General features: G+C 67.5%; 22 protein-coding genes and 3 riboswitches. Of the genes, 16 read left to right on the top strand and 6 right to left on the bottom strand.

The genetic code is table 11. The features are described from left to right. On the bottom strand, positions 1 to 1,779 hold a 1,779-nt coding region (locus UC32_RS19605; RefSeq protein WP_045732851.1), incomplete at its 3' end, for an aminomethyl-transferring glycine dehydrogenase. A gap of 155 nt (positions 1,780 to 1,934) precedes the next feature. Beyond that, positions 1,935 to 2,034, bottom strand: a riboswitch (glycine riboswitch). Positions 2,035 to 2,287: 253 nt separating this feature from the next. Then, positions 2,288 to 2,386: riboswitch (glycine riboswitch) on the top strand. Further along, positions 2,387 to 2,481, top strand: a riboswitch (glycine riboswitch). 49 nt (positions 2,482 to 2,530) lie between these two features. Here UC32_RS19605 and cycA point away from each other — a divergent pair. The 3 genes from cycA to UC32_RS19590 all read left to right on the top strand — a co-directional run bounded on the left by cycA (position 2,531) and on the right by UC32_RS19590 (position 5,831). Beyond that, the gene (gene cycA, locus UC32_RS19600; protein WP_045732850.1) at positions 2,531 to 4,072 is read left to right on the top strand and encodes a D-serine/D-alanine/glycine transporter; all 1,542 of its coding nucleotides are present in this window, start codon (positions 2,531 to 2,533) and stop codon (positions 4,070 to 4,072) included. Positions 4,073 to 4,291: 219 nt separating this feature from the next. After that, positions 4,292 to 5,098, top strand: a complete 807-nt coding sequence (locus tag UC32_RS19595; RefSeq protein WP_045732849.1) for a hypothetical protein — start codon at positions 4,292 to 4,294, stop codon at positions 5,096 to 5,098. After that, on the top strand, positions 5,082 to 5,831 hold the full coding sequence (locus UC32_RS19590) for a LamB/YcsF family protein (protein ID WP_045732844.1): 750 nt from the start codon (positions 5,082 to 5,084) through the stop codon (positions 5,829 to 5,831). The genes UC32_RS19595 and UC32_RS19590 overlap by 17 nt, the downstream gene beginning before the upstream one ends. A 26-nt stretch (positions 5,832 to 5,857) precedes the next feature. On the opposite strand, the gene UC32_RS19585 is transcribed toward UC32_RS19590, so the two are convergent. Continuing rightward, positions 5,858 to 7,207: a DUF445 domain-containing protein gene (locus UC32_RS19585; RefSeq protein WP_045732843.1), complete on the bottom strand. Its 1,350-nt coding sequence runs from the start codon at positions 7,205 to 7,207 to the stop codon at positions 5,858 to 5,860. Between the two features lie 49 nt (positions 7,208 to 7,256). Between UC32_RS19585 and UC32_RS19580 the strand changes: the two genes are divergently transcribed. The 7 genes from UC32_RS19580 (at position 7,257) to UC32_RS20860 (ending at position 11,879) form a co-directional block, all read left to right on the top strand. Next, on the top strand, positions 7,257 to 8,198 hold the full coding sequence (locus tag UC32_RS19580; protein WP_235423711.1) for a glycerophosphodiester phosphodiesterase: 942 nt from the start codon (positions 7,257 to 7,259) through the stop codon (positions 8,196 to 8,198). A gap of 2 nt (positions 8,199 to 8,200) precedes the next feature. Continuing rightward, entirely contained in the window at positions 8,201 to 9,550 is a 1,350-nt protein-coding gene (locus UC32_RS19575) for a CoA transferase (protein ID WP_045732842.1), read from the top strand. 84 nt (positions 9,551 to 9,634) lie between these two features. Next, positions 9,635 to 10,102, top strand: a complete 468-nt coding sequence (locus UC32_RS19570) for a DoxX family protein (RefSeq protein ID WP_045732841.1) — start codon at positions 9,635 to 9,637, stop codon at positions 10,100 to 10,102. Then, positions 10,099 to 10,848 carry an AzlC family ABC transporter permease gene (locus UC32_RS19565; RefSeq protein WP_152642673.1) on the top strand — a complete coding sequence of 250 codons (750 nt, stop codon included), beginning with the start codon at positions 10,099 to 10,101 and terminating at the stop codon, positions 10,846 to 10,848. Before UC32_RS19570 ends, UC32_RS19565 begins: the two co-directional genes overlap by 4 nt. Next, positions 10,845 to 11,156: an AzlD domain-containing protein gene (locus tag UC32_RS19560; RefSeq protein ID WP_045732840.1), complete on the top strand. Its 312-nt coding sequence runs from the start codon at positions 10,845 to 10,847 to the stop codon at positions 11,154 to 11,156. The genes UC32_RS19565 and UC32_RS19560 overlap by 4 nt, the downstream gene beginning before the upstream one ends. Before the next feature lie 90 nt (positions 11,157 to 11,246). After that, positions 11,247 to 11,501 (top strand): hypothetical protein, encoded by a 255-nt coding sequence (locus UC32_RS19555; protein ID WP_045732839.1) that lies wholly within the window; start codon positions 11,247 to 11,249, stop codon positions 11,499 to 11,501. Between the two features lie 108 nt (positions 11,502 to 11,609). Continuing rightward, the gene (locus tag UC32_RS20860) at positions 11,610 to 11,879 is read left to right on the top strand and encodes a hypothetical protein (RefSeq protein WP_082072233.1); all 270 of its coding nucleotides are present in this window, start codon (positions 11,610 to 11,612) and stop codon (positions 11,877 to 11,879) included. 21 nt (positions 11,880 to 11,900) lie between these two features. On the opposite strand, the gene UC32_RS19550 is transcribed toward UC32_RS20860, so the two are convergent. Both UC32_RS19550 and UC32_RS19545 read right to left on the bottom strand, forming a co-directional pair. Continuing rightward, positions 11,901 to 12,125, bottom strand: a complete 225-nt coding sequence (locus UC32_RS19550; RefSeq protein ID WP_045732838.1) for a hypothetical protein — start codon at positions 12,123 to 12,125, stop codon at positions 11,901 to 11,903. A 212-nt stretch (positions 12,126 to 12,337) separates the two neighbouring features. Then, positions 12,338 to 12,982, bottom strand: a complete 645-nt coding sequence (locus tag UC32_RS19545) for a TetR/AcrR family transcriptional regulator (protein WP_045732837.1) — start codon at positions 12,980 to 12,982, stop codon at positions 12,338 to 12,340. Between the two features lie 120 nt (positions 12,983 to 13,102). Between UC32_RS19545 and UC32_RS19540 the strand changes: the two genes are divergently transcribed. The 6 genes from UC32_RS19540 to UC32_RS19515 all read left to right on the top strand — a co-directional run bounded on the left by UC32_RS19540 (position 13,103) and on the right by UC32_RS19515 (position 18,035). Next, the gene (locus UC32_RS19540) at positions 13,103 to 13,426 is read left to right on the top strand and encodes a thiamine-binding protein (RefSeq protein WP_045732836.1); all 324 of its coding nucleotides are present in this window, start codon (positions 13,103 to 13,105) and stop codon (positions 13,424 to 13,426) included. 96 nt (positions 13,427 to 13,522) lie between these two features. Further along, positions 13,523 to 14,200, top strand: a complete 678-nt coding sequence (locus tag UC32_RS19535) for an O-methyltransferase (protein ID WP_045732846.1) — start codon at positions 13,523 to 13,525, stop codon at positions 14,198 to 14,200. A gap of 96 nt (positions 14,201 to 14,296) precedes the next feature. Further along, the gene (locus UC32_RS19530; protein ID WP_045732835.1) at positions 14,297 to 14,776 is read left to right on the top strand and encodes a Dps family protein; all 480 of its coding nucleotides are present in this window, start codon (positions 14,297 to 14,299) and stop codon (positions 14,774 to 14,776) included. 81 nt (positions 14,777 to 14,857) lie between these two features. Beyond that, positions 14,858 to 15,898, top strand: a complete 1,041-nt coding sequence (locus UC32_RS19525) for an acyl-CoA dehydrogenase family protein (RefSeq protein ID WP_082072234.1) — start codon at positions 14,858 to 14,860, stop codon at positions 15,896 to 15,898. Beyond that, on the top strand, positions 15,892 to 17,286 hold the full coding sequence (locus UC32_RS19520; RefSeq protein WP_045732834.1) for a bifunctional PIG-L family deacetylase/class I SAM-dependent methyltransferase: 1,395 nt from the start codon (positions 15,892 to 15,894) through the stop codon (positions 17,284 to 17,286). The genes UC32_RS19525 and UC32_RS19520 overlap by 7 nt, the downstream gene beginning before the upstream one ends. Then, the gene (locus tag UC32_RS19515; RefSeq protein ID WP_045732833.1) at positions 17,283 to 18,035 is read left to right on the top strand and encodes a glycosyltransferase family 2 protein; all 753 of its coding nucleotides are present in this window, start codon (positions 17,283 to 17,285) and stop codon (positions 18,033 to 18,035) included. The genes UC32_RS19520 and UC32_RS19515 overlap by 4 nt, the downstream gene beginning before the upstream one ends. 64 nt (positions 18,036 to 18,099) lie before the next feature. On the opposite strand, the gene UC32_RS19510 is transcribed toward UC32_RS19515, so the two are convergent. Then, the gene (locus tag UC32_RS19510; protein ID WP_045732832.1) at positions 18,100 to 18,357 is read right to left on the bottom strand and encodes a hypothetical protein; all 258 of its coding nucleotides are present in this window, start codon (positions 18,355 to 18,357) and stop codon (positions 18,100 to 18,102) included. A gap of 322 nt (positions 18,358 to 18,679) precedes the next feature. Beyond that, positions 18,680 to 19,888 carry a YihY/virulence factor BrkB family protein gene (locus UC32_RS19505; RefSeq protein ID WP_045732831.1) on the bottom strand — a complete coding sequence of 403 codons (1,209 nt, stop codon included), beginning with the start codon at positions 19,886 to 19,888 and terminating at the stop codon, positions 18,680 to 18,682. Positions 19,889 to 20,082 lie beyond the last annotated feature (194 nt).

The following is a 20,082-nucleotide window of genomic DNA, read 5'->3' as shown; positions in this document are numbered from 1 at the left end:
CGAAGCGGGGATCAGGCAGACGTTCCGCTGCTGGTCACCGCGGGAGTGGTGGTAGCCGCGGATCGCCAACAGCCCGGCGAGTTCGCCCTGGGATCCGGCATTGGGCTGGATGGACACCTGGTCGTACCCGGTGATCTCGGTCAGGTCCGCCTCGAGCCCGGCGATGAGTTCACGCCAGCCCTCGGTCTGGGAGTCCGGGGCGAACGGATGGATGGAGGCGAACTCCGGCCAGGAGATGGCTTCCATCTCGGCGGTGGCGTTCAGCTTCATGGTGCACGAACCCAGCGGGATCATGGTGCGGTCCAGCGCCAGGTCACGGTCGGACAGCTTGCGGATGTAGCGCAGCAGCTGGGTTTCGGACCGGTGCGTGTTGAACACCGGGTGCTCCAGGTAACCGGACGTGCGCAGCACGGTTTCGGGCAGTTCGAAGCCTGCCGCGTCACCTACCGGACCGGCGCCAAAGGCGACGGCGACGGCGGACAGCGTTGCCGCCGTCGTCGTCTCATCGATGGAGACCCCCACGGTGTCCGCGTCGACGAAGCGCAGGTTGATGCCTCGCGCTTCGGCGGCGCTGATGACCTTGGCAGCCTTGCCCGGCACGCGCACGGTGAGCGTGTCGAAGAAGGAGTCCGTAACCAGCTCGCGGCCCATGGCCGTCAGGGCGGTGGCCAGGGTCCGGGCCTTGTGGTGGACGTCCTCGGCGATCGCCTTCAGGCCGTCCGGGCCGTGGTACACGGCGTAGAAGGAAGACACGATGGCCAGCAGCGCCTGGGCGGTGCAGATGTTGGAGGTGGCCTTTTCGCGGCGGATGTGCTGTTCACGGGTTTGCAGGGCCAGGCGGTACGCGGGGACCCCTGCGTTGTCCTTGGAGACTCCGACGAGCCTGCCCGGGAGGGTGCGTTCCATGCCCTTCTGGACCGCCATGTAGGCGGCGTGCGGGCCGCCGAAGAACAGCGGGACGCCGAAGCGCTGGGTGGAGCCGACGGCGATGTCCGCGCCCTGCTCTCCTGGAGGGGTAATGAGGGTCAGCGCCAGCAGGTCGGCGGCGACGGTGACGAGGGCGCCGCGCTCCTTGGCCTCTCCGATAACGCCGCTCTGGTCCCAGACGCGGCCGGACACGCCCGGTTGCTGGAGCACGATGCCGTTGATGGCACCTTGCGGCAGGCCTTTGGACAGGTCGGCGACCTCCACCTCGAAACCGAGCGCTTCGGCGCGGCCCTTGACGATGGCGATGGTCTGCGGCAGGCAGTCGGCGTCCAGGACCGTCTTGCCGTCTTTGGCGTCCTTGTTTTTGTTGGCACGGCGCATCAGCAGCACGGCCTCGGCCACGGCGGTGGCCTCGTCGAGGAGCGAGGCGTTGGCCACGGGGAGGGCGGTGAGGTCCTGGACCATGGTCTGGAAGTTCAGCAGCGCCTCCAGCCGGCCCTGGGAAATTTCCGGCTGGTAGGGGGTGTAGGCGGTGTACCAGGCGGGGGCTTCGAGGATGTTGCGGCGGATCACGGCCGGGGTGACGGTGTCGTAGTAGCCCTGGCCGATCAGCTGCACGGCGGTCTTGTTCTTGCCGGCAAGGCGGCGCAGCTCTGTCAGGACCTCAACCTCACTGAGCGCGTCCTGCAGCTTCAGGGCCGTTTCCTGGCGGATCGACGCCGGAACAGCAACGTCCACCAGGCCGTCGACGCTGTCGTAGCCCACGGCCTTGAGCATGGTGTCGACGTCGGCCTGCCGGCGCGCGCCGATATGGCGGTCAACGAACGAGGTTGGAAGGGATTGAATCGTCATGAGGAACTCCAGGTCTGGCCGGCCAGGGTGGCACGGCATGGGATGGGTTCCTCCCCGCTCTGTATTGGACCTGAGAGATTCCGCGGAACCTGCATGGCGGGTTCGCTTGCACCGTCGGTGAACCGGGCCGAAACCGGGTTACTTTCCAGAGTTGCCTCGCTGTGACGGTACGGGGGCCTGAGAGATTCCTGGGGAGGATTTGCTCCTACGGCGCCTGCCCGGTGGATGCCGGGAGGACTCTCCCGTCACAGCTCGAAAGGCTATTCAACTGTGGGTGATTCGGCTCACACAGTACAGGTTAGTTGAAGCAAAAACAAATCGGTCCGTCACAGAACCGCCCCCGATGGACGTGCAGGCAACCGAGGTTGACTTTTTTTCGTGATCCGCACCACACTGGGTCGGTGTTCGGCACCGTCCCGGCTGGCTCTGCGTATTCGGAGCAGCCAGGGCCAGCGTTGCCCCGGCAAGGTGCGGCGGCTGGACACAACCACTAATTGAAGATCGCCTTCGACCTGCGGCGGGAGAGTCCTGCCGGGTACATTTAGCAGGCGCCGTAGGAGCAAACCCTCCCCAGGAAACTCTCAGGCCCATGTACCGCCGCGGACAGGCAACTCTGGAAAGCAGCCAGGCTCGTTCCTGGCTCACCGACGGTGCAAGCGGCCCTGCCGCGGAAACTCTCAGGTCCACTACAGAGCGGGGAGGAACCCAACTTTTGCGGCACCCATTTGCCGCTTTATCGATGGAGTTCCTCATGGCGATTCATCCCCACGCTTCCAACGGCGAGCCACCGCAGAACGGGGCGGCCGGAGCGGCTGCCCGCAGCGAGCCCCCACACCTCGAGCGGCAACTCACCAACCGGCACATCCAGCTCATTGCCATTGGCGGCGCCATTGGCACCGGCCTCTTCATGGGCTCCGGCAAGACCATTTCCGCGGCTGGCCCCTCCGTGATCTTCGTGTACATGATCATCGGGTTCATGCTCTTCTTCGTCATGCGTGCCATGGGCGAACTGCTGCTGAGCAACCTGAACTACAAGTCCTTCAGCGACTTCGCCGCCGACCTCCTGGGTCCCTGGGCCGGGTTCTTCACCGGTTGGACGTACTGGTTCTGCTGGGTGATCACCGGCATTGCGGACGTTATCGCCATCGCCGGCTACTCCAAGGAGCTGTGGCCGGGCCTGCCGCTGTGGATCCCCGGGCTTGCCACGGTGGCCATCCTGCTGCTGCTGAACCTGGCTACGGTGAAGGCCTTCGGTGAGACCGAGTTCTGGTTCGCCCTCATCAAGATCATTGCCATCGCGGCGCTGATCATCGTGGGCCTCTTCATGATCTTCACCGGCTTCCAGAGCGACGCCGGAACCGCCAGCTTCACCAACCTTTGGAGCCACGGCGGATTCTTCCCCAATGAGTTCATGGGCTTCGTGGCCGGCTTCCAGATCGCCGTGTTCGCCTTCGTGGGCATCGAACTGGTGGGCACCACCGCCGCCGAGGCCAAGAACCCGGAGCGAACGCTGCCCAAGGCCATCAACGCCATCCCCGTGCGCGTGCTGCTCTTCTACGTGGGCGCCCTGATCATCCTGATGGCCGTCACTCCCTGGACCCAGTTCGCGGCCGGCCACAGCCCCTTCATTGGCATGTTCTCGCTCGCCGGGCTGGGCGCTGCAGCCACAGTGGTCAACCTTGTGGTCCTCACCTCGGCCATGTCCTCGGCCAACTCCGGCATCTACTCCACCTCCCGCATGGTCTTCGGCCTCGCGCAGGAGGGCGACGCCCCCGGCATCTTCAGCCGCCTGTCCTCGAGGAAGGTGCCCAGCAACGCACTGTTCCTTTCCTGCGTGCTGCTGCTCTCCGGCGTCGTGCTCATGTACGCCGGCCAGGACGTTGGCAAGGCCTTCGAGATGGTGACCACCGTCTCCGCCGTCTGCTTTATCTTTGTCTGGTCGGTCATCCTGGCCAGCTACATTGCCTTCCGCAAGCGCCGGCCGCACCTGCATGAGGCATCGAAGTTCAAGATGCCCGGCGGCATCCCCGCCGTGTGGGTGGTCTACGCGTTCTTTGCGTTCGTCCTCTGGGCGCTGACCACCCAGCCGGACACCCTGGCAGCCCTGCTGGTGAGCCCCATCTGGTTCCTCATCCTTGGCGTGGCCTGGGCCATCCTCCGCCGCCGCCCCGCCCACCTCGCCCGCTTCGAGGTCTTCCGGGCCGAACTGCGCGCCGATGAACAGGCGGCAGCCGGAGGGCAGAACCGCGAAAAGTCCGTTCAGGAGGAAGCCGCCCGGGGCTCCCGCTCCTAGGCTTCTTCGAGAATCCGGGGCGTCAAGGTCCTGATCAGCGAACAAGCTCCTGACTGCAGCGCTGCGGCGGGACCCACGCCGGGTCCCGCCGCAGTGCTGTCTGCAGCCGGAGGGTGCAGGGCTATCGGGGTCAAAGTTCAGCATGCTTAGTGTTTCTGCATCTAGGATGGAGAAGCACGGCAGCCACCCGCTGCAGCTCGACGTGAAACGAAGGTGACCATGGCTAAGCGCAGCAACCCAGCAGTACGGATCGCCCAGGAAACTGCCCACAACGCAGTCTTTGACAAGGACGGCAAGCCCAAGCCCGGCGTCCACAACATGCTCCTCAAAGCCGTGGAAATCCAGCGCCCGCTGGTGCTGGCCTACATCCGCCGGCTGCAAAAGAAGCACCCCCGGGCCACGACGGCCCAGCTGGCCGGCATCCTGGAGCGCGACTACCTCCGTGCCGTCACCGGCGGCGGCGCAATCGTGGGGGCCACCGCCGTCGTGCCCGGCGTGGGGACCGTCGCGTCGCTGGGACTTTCGGCTGCCGCCACGGTGGGTTTCCTCGAAGCAACCGCACTGTACGCCACCTCCCTCGCCGAGCTCCACGGCATCCGCCTGACCAACCCGGAGAAGGCCAGCACCATGGTCATGGCCATCATGCTGGGAGAGGAAGGCACCGCCCTGCTGGGTACCCTTAGCGGACAAATTGCCGGGAACGGCGCGGGGGCCACCAAGCAGTGGGGCAGCGTGCTCTCCAAGTCACTGCCGATGCCGGGCTTCAGCACCATCCGCAACCGCATCCAGAAAGCCTTCCTCAGGAACCTCCTCAAACGCCAGGGAACTGCGCTCCTGGGCCGGGCACTGCCCTTCGGGATCGGTGCCGTTGTGGGCGGAGCCGGTAACCTCGTGATGGGCCGTGCGGTGGTGGCCAACGCCAAAGAAGCGTTTGGACCCATGCCGGACAGCCTGCCCGGCGAGCTCACGGCAGCCGGGACCACGGACAACCAGCTGGAAGGCAACACTTTTGGATCTCAACGCTGACCTCGGCGAATCATTCGGCTCGTGGACCATGGGCGATGACGCCCGCATGTTCCAACTGGTCACCAGCGCCAACGTGGCCTGTGGATTCCACGCCGGAGATCCCGTCACCATGCTGGACAGCTGCCGTGCGGCCTACGAACTCGACGTCACCGTCGGTGCGCATGTGGGCTACCGGGACCTGGCGGGCTTCGGCCGGCGGTCCCTGGACACGAGTTTCGATGAGCTGTTCGGCGACGTGCTGTACCAGCTGGGTGCGCTCGACGGCGTGGCCCATGCCGTGGGTGCGTCAGTGGACTACGTGAAGCCGCACGGGGCGCTTTACAACCGTCTGGTCCACGACGCCGAGCAGGCCTCCGCCGTCGTGGCTGCCGTCAACGCGTACGACCCCGGGCTGCCGATCCTGGGCCTCCCCGGTTCCGAGCTGCTCAAGCAGGCGCAGGAAGCCGGGCACCCCGTGTTCGTCGAAGCCTTCGTGGACCGCGCCTACCGGGCTGACGGGACGCTGGTGCCGCGGTCCGAGGAGGGTGCCGTGCTGCACGACGTCGACGCGATCGTCGAGCGGGCCGTCCGGCTGGCCACGAAGGGCGAAGTCGTGGCCACCGACGGCACTGTGGTCCAGGTCCGGCCCGATTCCCTGTGCATCCACGGTGACACCCCGGGAGCCGTGGAAATGGCTGCCGGTGTCCGGGCAGGCCTGGAAGCCGCGGGCGTCAGCCTGGAGTCCTTCGCCTGACCCCAGGCCCCGGGGCGCGGACGTGGCTACCCGAAGATCAGGTGCGCCACCGTGAAGATCAGCAGCCCGGCAAGGGAGCCCACCACGGTGCCGTTGATCCGGATGAACTGCAGGTCCTTGCCCACCTGGAGTTCGATCTTCTGCGAGGTCTCTTCCGCATCCCAACGCGCCACAGTGTCCGTGATGACCCCGGCGATATCTGACCGATAGGTCTTCACCAGATAGCCGGCGGCGTCACCGATCCAGGTATTGACCTTGCCGGCGAGTTCGGGATCGTTCACCAGCCGCGAACCGAAGTCCCGGACCGCCGCCTTGAACTTGACGGTCAGTTCGCTGTCCGGATCGTCCACGGCGCCGAGCAGGGCGTTCTTGACGGTGCCCCAGGTCCGCGAGGCCAGCTCCCGAACCTCGGGATCGCCCAGGACCTGGGCCTTGACGTCCTCGGCGCGCGCAATCATCTTGGGGTCGTGCTGCAGGTCCTGCGCCAGGTCGTTGAGGTACTTGTCGATCTGTTGCCGCACCTGGTGGTTGGGATCGGACTGCACGGCGCGGGCGAACTTGAGGATTTCAACGTAGACCTTGTCGCCCACCAGGCCATCCACGAACTGGGGTACCCACGTCGGGGAGCGGTCGGACACCAGCCGCGAGACAGTCTCGTGGTTCTCGTCCACCCAGTCGGCGGCGCGGTCCACCAGCAGGTCCACCAGGGTGTGGTGGTGCCCGTCGTGGAAGATCCGCTCGGCGAGCCTGCCCACCGGAGGTCCCCACGGCGGCGTGAGCAGGTGCTTGCGGACCATGCCCTCGATGACCGCCTGGACGTCGTCGTCGTTCAGGACCTTGAAGGCGCCCCGAATCACCGCCGCACCTTCCTTGGCCACCCGGTCCGCGCCGCCGGGCGCGGCGAGCCATTCGCCGGCGCGGCGGGCGATGTTCACGCTGGCCAGCTTGTCCTGGACCACCTGCTCGGAGAGGAAGTTGGTCTCCACGAACTCGCCCAGGGACGCACCGATCTGGTCTTTCCGGCGCGGGATGATGGCGGTGTGCGGAATCTTGATGCCCATGGGGTACTTGAACAGCGCGGTAACGGCGAACCAGTCAGCCAGCGCACCCACCATGCCGCCCTCCGCGGCGGCGCGCACATACTGCAGCCACGGATACTCTTCCTGCAGCGCGAACGCGAAAACGAAGACCACGGCCATGGCGATGAGCAGGCTCAGGGCCAGCATCTTCATTTTCCGCAGCGCTGCCGCTTTTTCGGCGTCTCCCGCGCTGAGTTGATGGCCGACGACGGCGGCTTGCGGTTTCGCGCCTTCGGGCACCGGGGGAGCGGTGCGGCGAGGGGATTCCCGGGCAGTTGGCTCAGAGTTCACCTGCATGTGCCAAGCCTAGCCCCGCTGACCGGACCGGGTCGGCTACCGTGTCCCCATGACACCTGACGAGCCGACAACTGACGGGACCACTCTGGACAGGCCTGCTCCGGACAGCCTGGAGCAGCGGCCGCTGGTCTTCGCCCACCGCGGCTCGAGCGCCGCCTTCGCCGAGCACACCCGCGCCGCCTACCTTCAGGCGCTGGCGGACGGTGCTGACGGCGTGGAGTGCGACGTCCACCTCACCCGCGACCAGCACGTCGTCCTGCTGCACGATGCCAACCTGGACCGCACCTCGGACGGCACCGGCCCGGTGGCCGAGCGGACCCTCCGCGAACTGCGGCAGCTGGACTTCTCCTCCTGGAAAGGCGCCCGCATCCCGGAGACCTACGGCGCCCGGTCCGAGCAGCTCCTCACGCTCCCGGAACTCCTGGACGTCCTCCGGGGTGCCGGCCGGCCCGTGAAGCTGGCCATCGAGCTCAAGCACCCCAGCCCCTACCAGCTCAAACTGGAAGACCGCGTGCTGGAGGTCCTGCGCAGCGAAGGGTGGGACCCCGGAAGCTCCACGGTGGACAACGTTGCGGTGACCTTCATGAGCTTCAGCCCGGATTCTGTCCGGCACCTGCTGCAGTCAGTGCCCGCGCAGTACATCTGCCAGCTGGTGGACGACCTTACGGTCCATGAAATCCGCGGTGGACTGGGCCTCGGCCTGATCACCGGCGGTGCCGTCGCCAACCTCATGAAGGCCACCCAGCTGGAAGGCGAACGGATTCTCGACGCCGGCCTGGTAGGGCTTGCAGGGCCGGGCATCGACTATGTCCGTGAACGCCCGGACACCATCCGGCAGTGGCTGGAGGCCGGGCGGCGCTTCCGGGTATGGACCGTGGATTCGGCGGACGACGTGGCGCTGTGCCGGGAGCTGGGGATCCAGGAAGTCACCACGAACGTCCCCGCACGGGTGCTCTCGCAACTCCAGGCAGCCCCTTCGCAGGGACGGTAGCCGTGGCGAGGGCGGAAGCAACGGGCCTGCGCACCTGGTGGGGCGGGCCGCTCGATGTGGAAGGCCTCGCCTTGGCTGCGGTAGGTGCCGCGGCCGCCGCGCTGGACCGTTACACGGGCGCGGCCGGCAGGTACACCGCCAGCCCGGAACGTACCGCTGCCGCCTTCGACTCCTCGGGGCACCTGAGGATCGCCGGCCGCCCCTTGCAGGGATTTGCTCCGCTCTCAGGTTTCCGGCCCACCCTGGACGGCTGGATCCGGCTGCACGCCAACTACCCGCACCACCGGCAACGGCTGATGCAGGCCCTCGGCTCCACGACGCCGGATGGTGCCGAGGCGGTCCTGCGTACTATGACGTCCCTCGACGCCGAGGCAGCCATCCAGGCCGCTGGCGGAGTCGCGGCAGGGGTCCGGACCCGGGCCGAGTGGCAGGATTCGGAGATGGGCCGGGCCGCAGCGTCCGGGCCGTGGATCCTTCTCGACCCTCCGGACCCGGAAGACAGTCCGGCTGCTCCTTCCGCCATGACGGGCAGCGGCCCGAAGGACATCCCGCGGCCCGGCGGCGATCCGCGCCGGCCGCTGGCCGGGGTACGCGTCCTGGACCTCACCCGGGTCATCGCGGGCCCCGTGTCCACGCGGCTGCTGGCGGCGCTGGGGGCAGATGTGCTCCGGATCGACCCGCCGGCGCTGCCCGAACTTTCCGACCAGTTCGTGGACACCTCCTTCGGCAAACGCAGCGCCGTGGCCAGCCTCGGCCTGCCCGGCACCCGCGCCGCGCTGGAACGCCTGGTGGCCGGGGCCGACGTCGTGATCACCGGCTACCGCAGCGGCTCCCTGGACCGCTTCGGCCTGGATGCGGCGTCGTTGCTGGCCGCCCGGCCGGATCTTGCGGTGGTCACCTTGAATAGCTGGGGGACTGACGGGCCGTGGAGCAGGCTGCGCGGCTTCGACAGCATCGTCCAGGCCGCCAGCGGGATCGCCCATCTGTACGGAATGACGGACGACGCCGGATGGCGCCCGGGTGCCCTGCCGGTCCAGGCCCTGGACCATGCCACAGGCTACGGGGCCGCGGCCGCGGCGGTTACCCTCCTTGCCCGGCGGCAGGAAAGCGGCGCCGGTGGATCTGCCCGGCTGTCACTCGCCCGGACAGCGGAGGAGCTGTTCGGGCTTCCGCCGAACCCGAACAGGCTGCAGGCTTTGCCGCCGACGGCATACCGCACCGTGGCCAGCTCCTACGGCGAGCTAAGGTACGTCACGCCTCCGCTGCTGGTGGAGGGGAAGCCGCTGGACTACCCCGGCCCGCCACCGCCCTACGGCAGCTCCGCCATGGAATGGGTGGCGCGGGACGACTGATCGCCGGGGCGCCGCCCCATACCGGTCCACGACGGGGGTGCACAGTGGTTTCTGCCGCTGCCCGCGCTGTGGTTGAGTGGAGCCATGCCTTTCCCCAGCTCCGGCCGGGCTGCACGAAACCTGTCCGCTGCTGCGATGAGCGCCCTGCTCCTGGCCAGCGCCGGCAAGCACTTCCGAAGCCCCGGCTTCTACCGCCAGGTGGTTCCCGATTACCTCTGCCGTGAGGACCCCGTCCCCGGCACCGCGCCCACCGTCGCCAACGGGCCCTTCGCCGTCCTTTCCCGTGAGGAATGGATCGCCGCGTCCGGCCTGATCGAGGCCGCTGCCGCCGTCGGGATTCTCATCCCGGCCACCCGCAAGGTCACTGCCACTGCCGTGGCGGCGATGTTCACGGCGTTCCTCGCCGGCCATGCCGACGCGCTCCGGCGCGCCTACAGTCCGGAAGGGACCCCACTCCAGCGGAGGATCCACACTGCCCGCCTTCCGCTGCAGGCACCCCTCATCGCCTGGGCCTGGAGCCTCCGCAACACTGCTCCGGATGGCCGGCGGTGAAGCTGACCGCATCCCCCGCCGTGCGGGTGGGGATCTCCATCAGCATCGCCACCGGCCTTTACGGGGTGTCCTTCGGTGCCCTGTCCGTCGCCTCCGGCCTGGATTTCTGGCAGACCATGGCCCTGAGCCTGCTCTTGTTCAGCGGCGGTTCCCAGTTCGCGTTCATCGGCGTGGTGGGCGGCGGTGGTTCCGGCGTTGCCGCCATGAGTGCGGCCACCCTCCTGGGCATGCGCAACGGGATCTACGGCATGCAGCTCAATGCCCTTTTACGGCCGGAAGGATGGCGCAAATACGTCGGTGCCCAGCTGACCATCGACGAGTCCACGGCCACGAGTACCGGCCAGGCTGATCCTGGCGAGCAGCGCCGCGGCTTCTGGGCGGCGGGTATCGGCATCTACGTGCTGTGGAACCTCTTCACCGCGGTAGGTGCGTTGGCCGGCAGCGGACTCGGCGACCCCAAGCAGTGGGGGCTGGACGGCGCCGCAGTGGCCGCGTTCCTGGCGTTGCTCTGGCCGCGCCTGAAAGGCCGGGAACCGGTGGCCATCGCCGCCGTCTGCGCCGTAGCCACCGTGCTGGCCGTGCCGTTCGTTCCCGCAGGAGTGCCCATCCTGGTGGCAGCGCTGGTGGCGGCCCTGATCGGCTGGTTCAGCCACGGCCGCAGCGATGAGGGCCTCGAACCCGATGTGGAACCCTACGGCGGCCACCGTCGGCACGGGCACGCCGACGCCGCGGAGGCCGGTCAATGAATCTCTGGCTCTGGATCCTCGTGTCCTGCGTGCTGGCCTACGCCTGGAAACTGGTGGGCTACTTCGTTCCCGCCCGGTTCCTGGAAAACCCCCGCATGTCCCGGATCGCCGGCACCATGACCATCGGACTGCTCGCCTCCCTGACCGTGGTGAACGCTGCAGCCACGGGGCAGGCGCTTGCCGCAGACGCCCGCCTGGGAGCGCTGGTAGCGGCAGCCATAGCCCTGGCACTGCGGGCGCCGTTCCTGATTGTGGTTATTGTCGGCGCCGGCACTGCCGCCCTGCTCAGGATGGCCGGCTGGAACTGACGTGACCTGGCTCACAGGAAATGGGCCCAGCCGGCGGTATCATGATCTCGGCTATGCAGTTGGCCGCTGGATTACGTGTGAACGGCCACCATGGAAAATCAGCAGCACGCCGGAGAAAGAACCGGCAGATCCCACCGCAAGAACCCCCGGCGCCGGGCCGGACTCCCCGCCAAGCACTTCATCACCCGCTTCGCCGGGCTGTCCGATGTCCCGGCCGGAGACCTGGAGTTACTGGCCGGCAGCCTGAGGCGCGGGCTCGACCTTGAGCCCGGTTCTCCCGTACCGGCACTGCATGCCGCGGTGCACCGGGAGATCCGGCGCCGCGCGGATGCCGCCGCGGGATAGCCGTCTTCGCGGCCGCCCTCAACTGGCCAGGGCGGACTGCAAGCAGACCGCCCGCTACGCGGCGGCGGCGAAAACCTATGCCTGGCTCCGCCGGAAGGAGGACCCCCGATGACCGACAGGTCACCCTACAACTCGGAATCCACCAGGGAATTGCGGGACACCGCCCGGCGACGCAGGGACGCGGAGGAGAAACTGCAGCAGCATCTGCTCGAGGCCAGGGACCACGTTCCCAACGAATACAGCGAACCTCCGCTATCCGAGGCGGGCGCAAACGATGTTGCCCCTGCTTCCGGAGCATCCCCTGCAGGCGCGGCTGACGCAGGCACAGTTGATGCAGGGGATCCAGGGGCAGGTCTGCGGGATAAAGAGGGGGCCTAGCGGCCGGGCTGATCCGGGCTATTAAGCCACGCCGTGTGCCGCTCCGTCCGGCGAGACGCTCCGGCGGTTGCTCTCTTCGAGGGCAAGGTCATACCAGGCCTGTGCGCCGAAGGCAGGTTCTACGGTATCGAGTTCCTGGAACAGAAGGTCCAGCAGGCCGGCCAGGTCTTCGGCGGGCAGGGCTGCCAGGACTTCTTCGGGATCGCGGGGATCGCTGAGGAAGGAGAAAAGCTGGGGAGTGTTCATGGGATGCCGCTTCAACGCGCCGAATGCGCGGGGGAATGCTTCATAGGTCGCTCCAAAAGGGAAGGACTGAGGCTGGCTGCGTAACCCTTAGTGCAGTCTAGGGCACCGGCTGGAACCCCCACAATGGTCTGCAGACTGGCCTGCCGCCAGGCTTACTGCCGGCAGGACGCCTGCCGATAACCTCGAAGACGCGCAGTCCCGGAGGCCAGCCTTCAGCCCCGAAGGCTGCCCGGCTGCTGCGCTGTTGCCGTAGCCGGTACCGGAATGTGGGCGGGGAGTGGACGCGCAGGCCGCGTGGACCTGATGGCGTCCTCCACCAGCGCCAGTGGCCGCCGCCAGGCATCCGATCCGGGTTCCATGGTGTCCACTACGGAAATCAGCATCGCCAGGAGGCGGAACATGTCCGTCATGGAGATGTCCTGCCGCAGGCTGCCCTGGCCCTGCCCACGGACCAGCAGGACGCTGAGGGAATCCATCAGGGATCCCGTGATGCCGGTCAGAAGCTCGCGGCGGCCTGCTACGGCACCGAGCAGGTTGGCGTCCGCGCTGGCGGCGTCCATCAGGGACTCCAATACCCGGAACAGCCCGTTTGCCGCATCAATATCCGCCAGGGCGCCGTCAACCACAGGGTCCACCGAAATCCGCAGCTGGCGGTTCAGTGCGGCCAGGACGAGTTCTTCCTTGTCGGCAAAATTCCGGAAAAGGGTGGCCGGTCCAACACCGGCGGTGGAGGCAATGGTCTGCAGGGGAACCTCGGGGCCGAACTCCCGGAAGCACTGCCGCGCCGCGGTGATGATCTTGTCCACATTCCGCGCTGCGTCGGCGCGGAGGGGCTTGCGGGCGACTGCGAGGCTCATGCGAAAAGGTTAGCAACGGAGCATTCACCCTTCACCGTTACTGAAGGGTAGGAGCTGATTGTGACGGCGGCCCCACCGGGGCGGATTTTGCCGGGTGGCGTGCAGTGGCAGACTTGGCCCATGCTCCTTGCCTTTTCAGTCGCCCCGTCAGGTACTCCCGCCGAAGGGTCGCGGCCCGGCGACGCCTCCGTGCACGACGCCGTTGCTGCCGCGGTAAAGATCGTCCGCGACTCGGGCCTGCCCAACAAGACCGATTCGATGTTCACCACCATCGAAGGCGAATGGGATGAGGTGTTCGACGTCGTCAAGCGGGCCACCGAGGCCGTGGGGCGGTACGGCAGCCGCGTTTCGCTGGTGATCAAGGCCGACATCCGGCCCGGCTATTCGGGCGAACTGACGGCCAAGGTGGACCGGCTCGAAGAGGCGCTGACAGACGGCTCCTGAACAGCGCCTTGCCGCCCCCTGCGCCGCCGGTGCGGTAAGTTTGCCGAGCTCCGGAATCCTCTGGACCGGCTGATCACTGCATGCCAAACTGTGCCCATGTTCGAGCACAAGCCCCTGCCGGAATGGATCGCCACCGAAGAGTTCCTCTCACGGGTGGTGGTCCACCCGGACCCCGCGCTGGAGCAGGCCATCCGGTCCGCGGCCGAAGCTGGCATGCCGGCCATTGAGGTGGCGCCCAATGCGGGCAAGCTGCTGATGCTGCTGGTGCAGCTCACTGGAGCCCGGCGGATCCTGGAAATCGGTACCCTTGCCGGCTTCAGCACCATCTGGATGGGCCGCGGACTGCCCGCCAACGGCACGCTGGTCACCTGCGAGTTCCTTCCCAAGCACGCCGAGGTGGCGTGGGCCAATATCGATTTCGCCGGCCTGGGCCAGAAGGTGGAGATCCGGCTGGGCCCGGCGCTGGAGACGCTGGCTGCGCTGGAGGAGGAGGGCCGTGAGCCCTTCGACTTCATCTTCATTGACGCGGATAAGGAGAACAACAGCCGCTACCTTGACTGGGCGGTCCGGCTGGGCAGGCCCGGAGCCACCGTGGTGCTGGACAACACCATCTGGGAAGGGGCGGTCCTGGAACCGGACATGGATCCAGTGAATGCCCCCGGCATCATCGACGCCCTCACCTTGCTGGGGGACCATCCCCGCCTGGATGCCACCGTGATCCAGACAGTGGGCTCCAAGGGCTGGGATGGCTTCGCCCTGGCCCGCATCACCTGACAGCGCCCCCGGATGCCCGAATCCTCCATTGATAAGTATGCTTAGAATAAGCGTTCGGCTGGCGGGCAGCCGGACAGGCCGCAATGGAGGAACACGATGAAGGCATCACCCACCCTTGCCAGCAACCTGCAGATGGTCCTCACGGACCTGATTGAGCTGCACCTGCAGGGAAAGCAGGCCCACTGGAACGTCGTGGGAACCAACTTCCGGGACCTGCACCTGCAACTTGATGAAATCGTCACGGCGGCACGGTTGTTCGCCGATGAAGTTGCCGAGCGCATGCGGGCCCTGCACGCCCTGCCCGACGGCCGCAGCAGCACGGTCACAACGGACAACCGCCTGGCTGAATTCCCGGAGGGGCTGACCTCCACGAAGGACACCGTCAAGCTCATCACCGCCCGGCTGGAGCGGACAGTGAAGACCATGCGCGACGTCCACGACGACGTTGACGACGAGGACCCCACCAGCGCGGACGTGCTTCACGCGATCATCGAACGGCTGGAGCAGCTGGCCTGGATGGTCAACGCCGAAACCATGGCGCCCTCCGCCGCGGTGACCGAGCCGGCCAGCAAGTAGGTGGCGGCGCGCGACAGCCCGGACAGCAGTCGGGGCACACTGCAGGGAAACCCGGAAACCGGCGGCGGCCACGTCCGGCCCGTGCTGCTCAGCTCGACGGCGGAACAGCTCGCGCGGTATGGTCCCGGGCTTTCAGCTGTGGGCGGCGCAGCGGGGGACGTTCCCGCGCTGCTTCGGTTCGCCGTCGCGGCAGGACGCTCCTGGCCGTTGCCGGGCGAAGGCCGCACCGCCCAGCTGTGGGAGCTGCTCGCTTCCGTGGCCGCCGTCGACGTCGCTGCCGCACGGGTCTACGAACCGCACCTCGACGCCGTGGCAATCCTGAAGCAGGCTTCGGCAGTGGCCGACGCCGGCGAAGGCTCCTGGGGTGTCTTCGCCGCCGAAGGCCCCGGACTCCGACTCCAGGCCACAGCAGACGGCACCGGCTACGTCCTGGACGGGTCAAAGCCCTGGTGCTCCCTGGCCGGGCAGCTGGACCACGCGGTCATCACCGCGCACACTGACGACGGCGGCCGGGCGGCGTTCGCCGTTGACCTCCGCCACGCCGGGGTTACGGCGGAGGAACCGGAATGGATAGCCCGCGGACTTCGCGAGATCCCCAGCGGCACGGTGCACTTCGACCACGTACCTGCTGCGGCAGTGGGCGGCAGCGGCTGGTACCACAGCCGTCCCGGTTTTGCGTGGGGCGGGATGGGGGTGGCAGCGTGCTGGCTCGGGGGAGCGGTGGGTGTTGCCCGCGACTTCCGGGACGGCCTGCGGAAGGCTGCCGAATCGGGCCGAGAGCCGGACCAGCTGGCGCTCGCTGCCCTTGGCGAAACGGACCGGATCCTCGTTTCGGCGCTGCAGTACCTGGCCAGGGCCGCCGAGCGGGTGGACGCCGCCGGAACCGCGGCCGGGAGCAGCAGCGCCTGGAGCGAGGCCCAGCGTGTCCGCGGAACTGTTGCCGCCGCCGTCGAACGCGTCCTCCAGCTGGTGACGGCCAACCGGGGCCCCGCACCACTGGCGTTCGACGCCGCGTACGCCAAGCGGGTGGCCGACCTTGCCCTCTATGTCAGACAGCACCACGGGCACCGGGATGACGCCCAGTTGGGCTCGCTGACGATCAAGGGTGACTGCCCATGGTGACCTTTTCCCACGCGGACCTGGGTACCGCCGAATCCACCTGGATGGCAGCGGGATTGTCCGCCGCTCCTGAACTGCCCCTGGACAGCGGCGAGTTGGCCGCCCTTGGTTTCGTGGTCCTCGCCGCCCACCCCGACGACGAAACCCTTGGCGCGGGAGGCCTGGCAGCGAGCCTGCGCGGGCTGGGGGCTTCCGTGGAAGTGCTGCTCTGCACGGCAGGGGAGGGTTCGCACCCTGATTCCACAACGCACACGCCCGAACGCCTCGCCGCGGCCCGGCTGGAAGAGTTCGCGGCAGCCCTCACTGAGTTGGGACTGGACGGCCGGTGGCGCTTCCTCGGCCTGCCGGACCGCGGACTGGGCCTGCACGCGGACGTCATCGCCGACGCAATCCGGCAAGCCGCGGACGGGGTTGCCGGGACCCCGTCCGAACCCCGGGACGTGGTGGTCGTGGCGCCATACCGTGCCGACGGGCACGCCGATCACGACGCCCTGGGAGCAGTGGCGGCGGACGTTGCAGCGGAGGGCGGCCACGGCCTGCTTGAATACCCCATCTGGTACTGGCACTGGGCTGGCCCGGATGATTCGGACTGGCGGGAGTGGACGAGGTTCCACCTTGAACCGTCCGCCCGGGAGGCCAAGGCCCGGGCCATGGCTGCCCACGCCACACAGGTCCTGCCGTTGTCGACCGCGCCCGGTGACGAAGCGCTGCTCAGCGAGGGTTTCCTTCGGCACTTTGCCAGGGGCTTCGAGATGTTTGCCTGGACGGCGCCGCGGAAACCCGGGGAGCCATCGCACCGCAGCGGAGAGGCCACGGAGATTTTCGATCGCGTGCACCAGCGCACCGAGGACCCCTGGAATTACGGTTCCAGCTGGTACGAACAGCGCAAGCGTGCCCTGACGCTGGCGGCCCTGCCGGAGGCCACCTACGCGGCAGGACTGGAAATCGGCTGCTCCATCGGCACCCTGACGGCGGACCTGGCTCCGCGGTGCCGGAGCCTGCTTGCGGTGGACGCGAGCGGGGTGGCCGTGGAACGCGCGAGGCAGCGGCTGGCGGGGGCTAACCACGTCACCGTGGAGCAGGCTGTGCTCCCGTCCGCCTGGCCGGCAGGCTCCTTCGACCTCATGGTGGTGTCCGAGGTGGGCTACTACCTGGCCCGCGATGAGCTTGCCGGCCTGTGGGATCGGGTGGAGGCGGCCATGCAGCCGGGCGGGGCGCTGGTGCTTTGCCATTGGAGGCACCCGGTGACGGGCTGGGACCTTGATGGCGAATCCGTCCACGCCCTCGCCAGGGAGCGGCTGGGCTGGCGACAGGCAGGGATGTACCGGGAACGTGATTTTCTCCTGGAGGTCCTGGTGGCTCCCGCGCCGGCCGGGACGGCCCCAGAATGACAGCTCCAACCGCTCACCGCATCCGCCATCTTGGCGTGGTGGTCCCGGCCCACAACGAAGAGCGGCACCTGGGCGCCGCACTCGAGGCCGTCGCTGCCGCCGTCGGCCTCCTGCAGGAACAGCGCCCCGGAATGGGCGTCCGCGTGCTGGTGGTCCTGGACGCCTGCACCGACCTGTCGGCGTCCGTGGCCGGCCGGTTCGCTGCGGCAGATGCCCATTTCAATGTCCTGGCAGCTGATTTCCGCAGCGTGGGGCGGAGCAGGCGGGAAGGAAACCGGGCGGTCCTGGCCGAAGCCGGAGCCCTTGGTGTTCCGGCACCGGAAATCTGGCTCGCCAACACCGATGCCGATTCCCGAGTTCCCGCGCACTGGCTCACCCGCCAACTGGAACTGGCTGAAGCCGGCGCGGACGCTGTGCTGGGCTCCGTGGAGCCGGACTCTGACGGGATGGACACGGGGCTGCTGCAGCGGTGGCATGCGCGGCACCGCCTGCAGGACAACCATCACCACGTCTACGGCGCCAATCTCGGTGTCCGAGGGTCCGCTTATCTGGGCGCCGGCGGATTTCCCGCCGCAGAGTCCGGCGAGGACAGGAGCCTGGTCAGGAAGCTGCGCGGCGGAGGCGCGGTGATCGCCGCCACCGACAGCAACCGCGTCATCACCTCCGGCAGGCTGGAGGCACGTGCTCCGAGGGGGTTCGCCGGCTACCTCCTCGCCCTCGCGCTGGACCCGCGCGGCGCGGAGGGCTGACCTGGGGCGGAAGAAACACGAAAGGGCTGCCACGGAGAACGTGGCAGCCCTTTTCGGTTAGCGGTCAGACCAGGTCCGGTGCGCTGGCAATGATGTAGTCAGCTGCCGCAGGCCCGGTCATGGAGAGGTTGTTGTTATCCGGATCGATGCCCTTCAGTTTCAGGGCGGTCCACAGCTCCTCAGGCGGCTGGAGCTGGACCTTATGGATCAGGCACCAGCTGGTGTACAGGCCGTAGAGTTCGTCGCGGCCGAGACCGAGGCCGGGTTCCTTGGCCGGAACGACTGCGTCGGCAAGAAAATCTTCAAAATGGTTGGCAGGCATATCCGCTCACAAGGTTTGACCGTGATTTCCGCCGTGTCTGCTTCAGCGGCCCCGACGTTGGTTGAGTGGCGGGGTAAACACGAACGTATTTCAGCACTGAGCAGTTTGTCCAGTTATGCGGGCCTGTTTGTTGGGCAATGTAGCCGGGCCACGTGGGGTACCCGCCCGGGCGGAATCCGTCCAGGGGGCCGACGGCGACTGGGGGGACTGGCCTCGGTCTCAGAAGAGGCCATCTCACCGCCGGCCCCGCCTAACCCCGGGCTTCATGCACCCGGGAACTCTTCAGGACCTGATTAATCTTCCACCCATTTTGGGGTCCTGCCTAGTGCCTTTGGTTCCCCTGGTTATTGTCTTCCGGCGTGCCGTGCGTGGTGCGGTCGCGGACCTTGTCCCGGACCCGTTCCCGGTGCGTTTCGGTGGGCGCATTTTCCCCGGCGCCGGTGGCCTCGGCGCCGCCGTCGTTCCCGTTCTCCGCGGCATACTGCTCACGCAGTTCGCGGCCGTGCCTGATGTCTTCTTCTTCCTGGGCCTGCAGTTTTTCGCTCTTCTTAGTGTCGCGCGGCGGCAGCTGGATGGTCTCCTCTGCCTTGATGCCGGCCTGGAGCTGGCGGCCGCGTTCCGTCTCGGCGTCGAACTCGGCTCCGAAGAGCAGGGACATGTTCAGGATCCAGAGCCACAGCAGCATGACGATCACGCCGCCCAGGGCGCCATAGGTCTTGTTGTAGTTGCCGAAGTTACCCACGTAGAAGCCGAATCCCAGGGAGGCCAGCAGGAAAACGACCAGGGCGATGCCCGACCCCATGCTCATCCACTTGAACTTCGGCTGCTTGACGTTGGGCGTGGCGTAGTAGAGGACTGCGATGATCACGATGATGAGCGCCACCATCACGGGCCACTTGGCGATGTTCCAGACAGCAAGGAAAACCCCGCTGAGTCCGATGAAGCCGCCGACGGCCTCTGCCACCGGTCCGCTCAGGACCAGCATGCCGGCGAGGATGGCGATGATGGCGATCGCGAGCACTGTCACGGCCAGCATGGTGCCGCGCAGCTTGACGAACGGGCGTCCCTCGTCCACCTCGTACACGCGGTTCAGGGCGCGGCCGAACGCACCCACATACCCTGAGGCCGACCACAGCGCGGTGGCCAGGCCGATGACCAGGGTGAATCCTGCCGCCGGGGCGTTGGCCAGGTCTTTCACAACCCCGCCGATGGTGTCCACGGTCTCGCCCGGGACAAACCCGCTGACGATCTGCAGGAGCGCGTCGGTGGTCTTCTGCGGATCGCCGAACAGCCCGATCAGGGACACCAGGGCCAGCAGGGCCGGGAACAACGACAGGACCGCGTAGTAGGTCAAGGAAGCAGCGAGGTCGGGGCACTGGTCCTTGCTGAACTCGCGCAGCGTCTTCTTGGCGATGTACTTCCAGTTCGGCTTGTCCAGCTCCTTGGGGCTGTCAGGTTTCCTGGAATCGTTCGGGTCCGGTGCCTGCCCCGCCTTCGCGGTACTGGTTTCGGATGCATCATGAGTTGCCATGGAGGTGTCCTCTCGGTCAGGGGGCCAAACCGGACAGGCCGGCTCCGCGGGTGGGCGGGGCCGGCCTGTCGTGTAATGGATTGCCTACGGAATGACGTGCAGTCGCCGCGCCTGCCTAGGTGTTTTGGATGGTGTCTTTGGCGTTGGTGGCGTGGTCTTTGACGTCGGTGGCGGCGTGTTGGCTGTCGGTTTTG

It is taken from the genome of Pseudarthrobacter chlorophenolicus, assembly GCF_000962805.1.
GTDB classification, from domain to species: Bacteria; Actinomycetota; Actinomycetes; order Actinomycetales; family Micrococcaceae; genus Arthrobacter; species Arthrobacter chlorophenolicus_A.
This window is presented reverse-complemented; position numbering and strand designations above follow the sequence as displayed.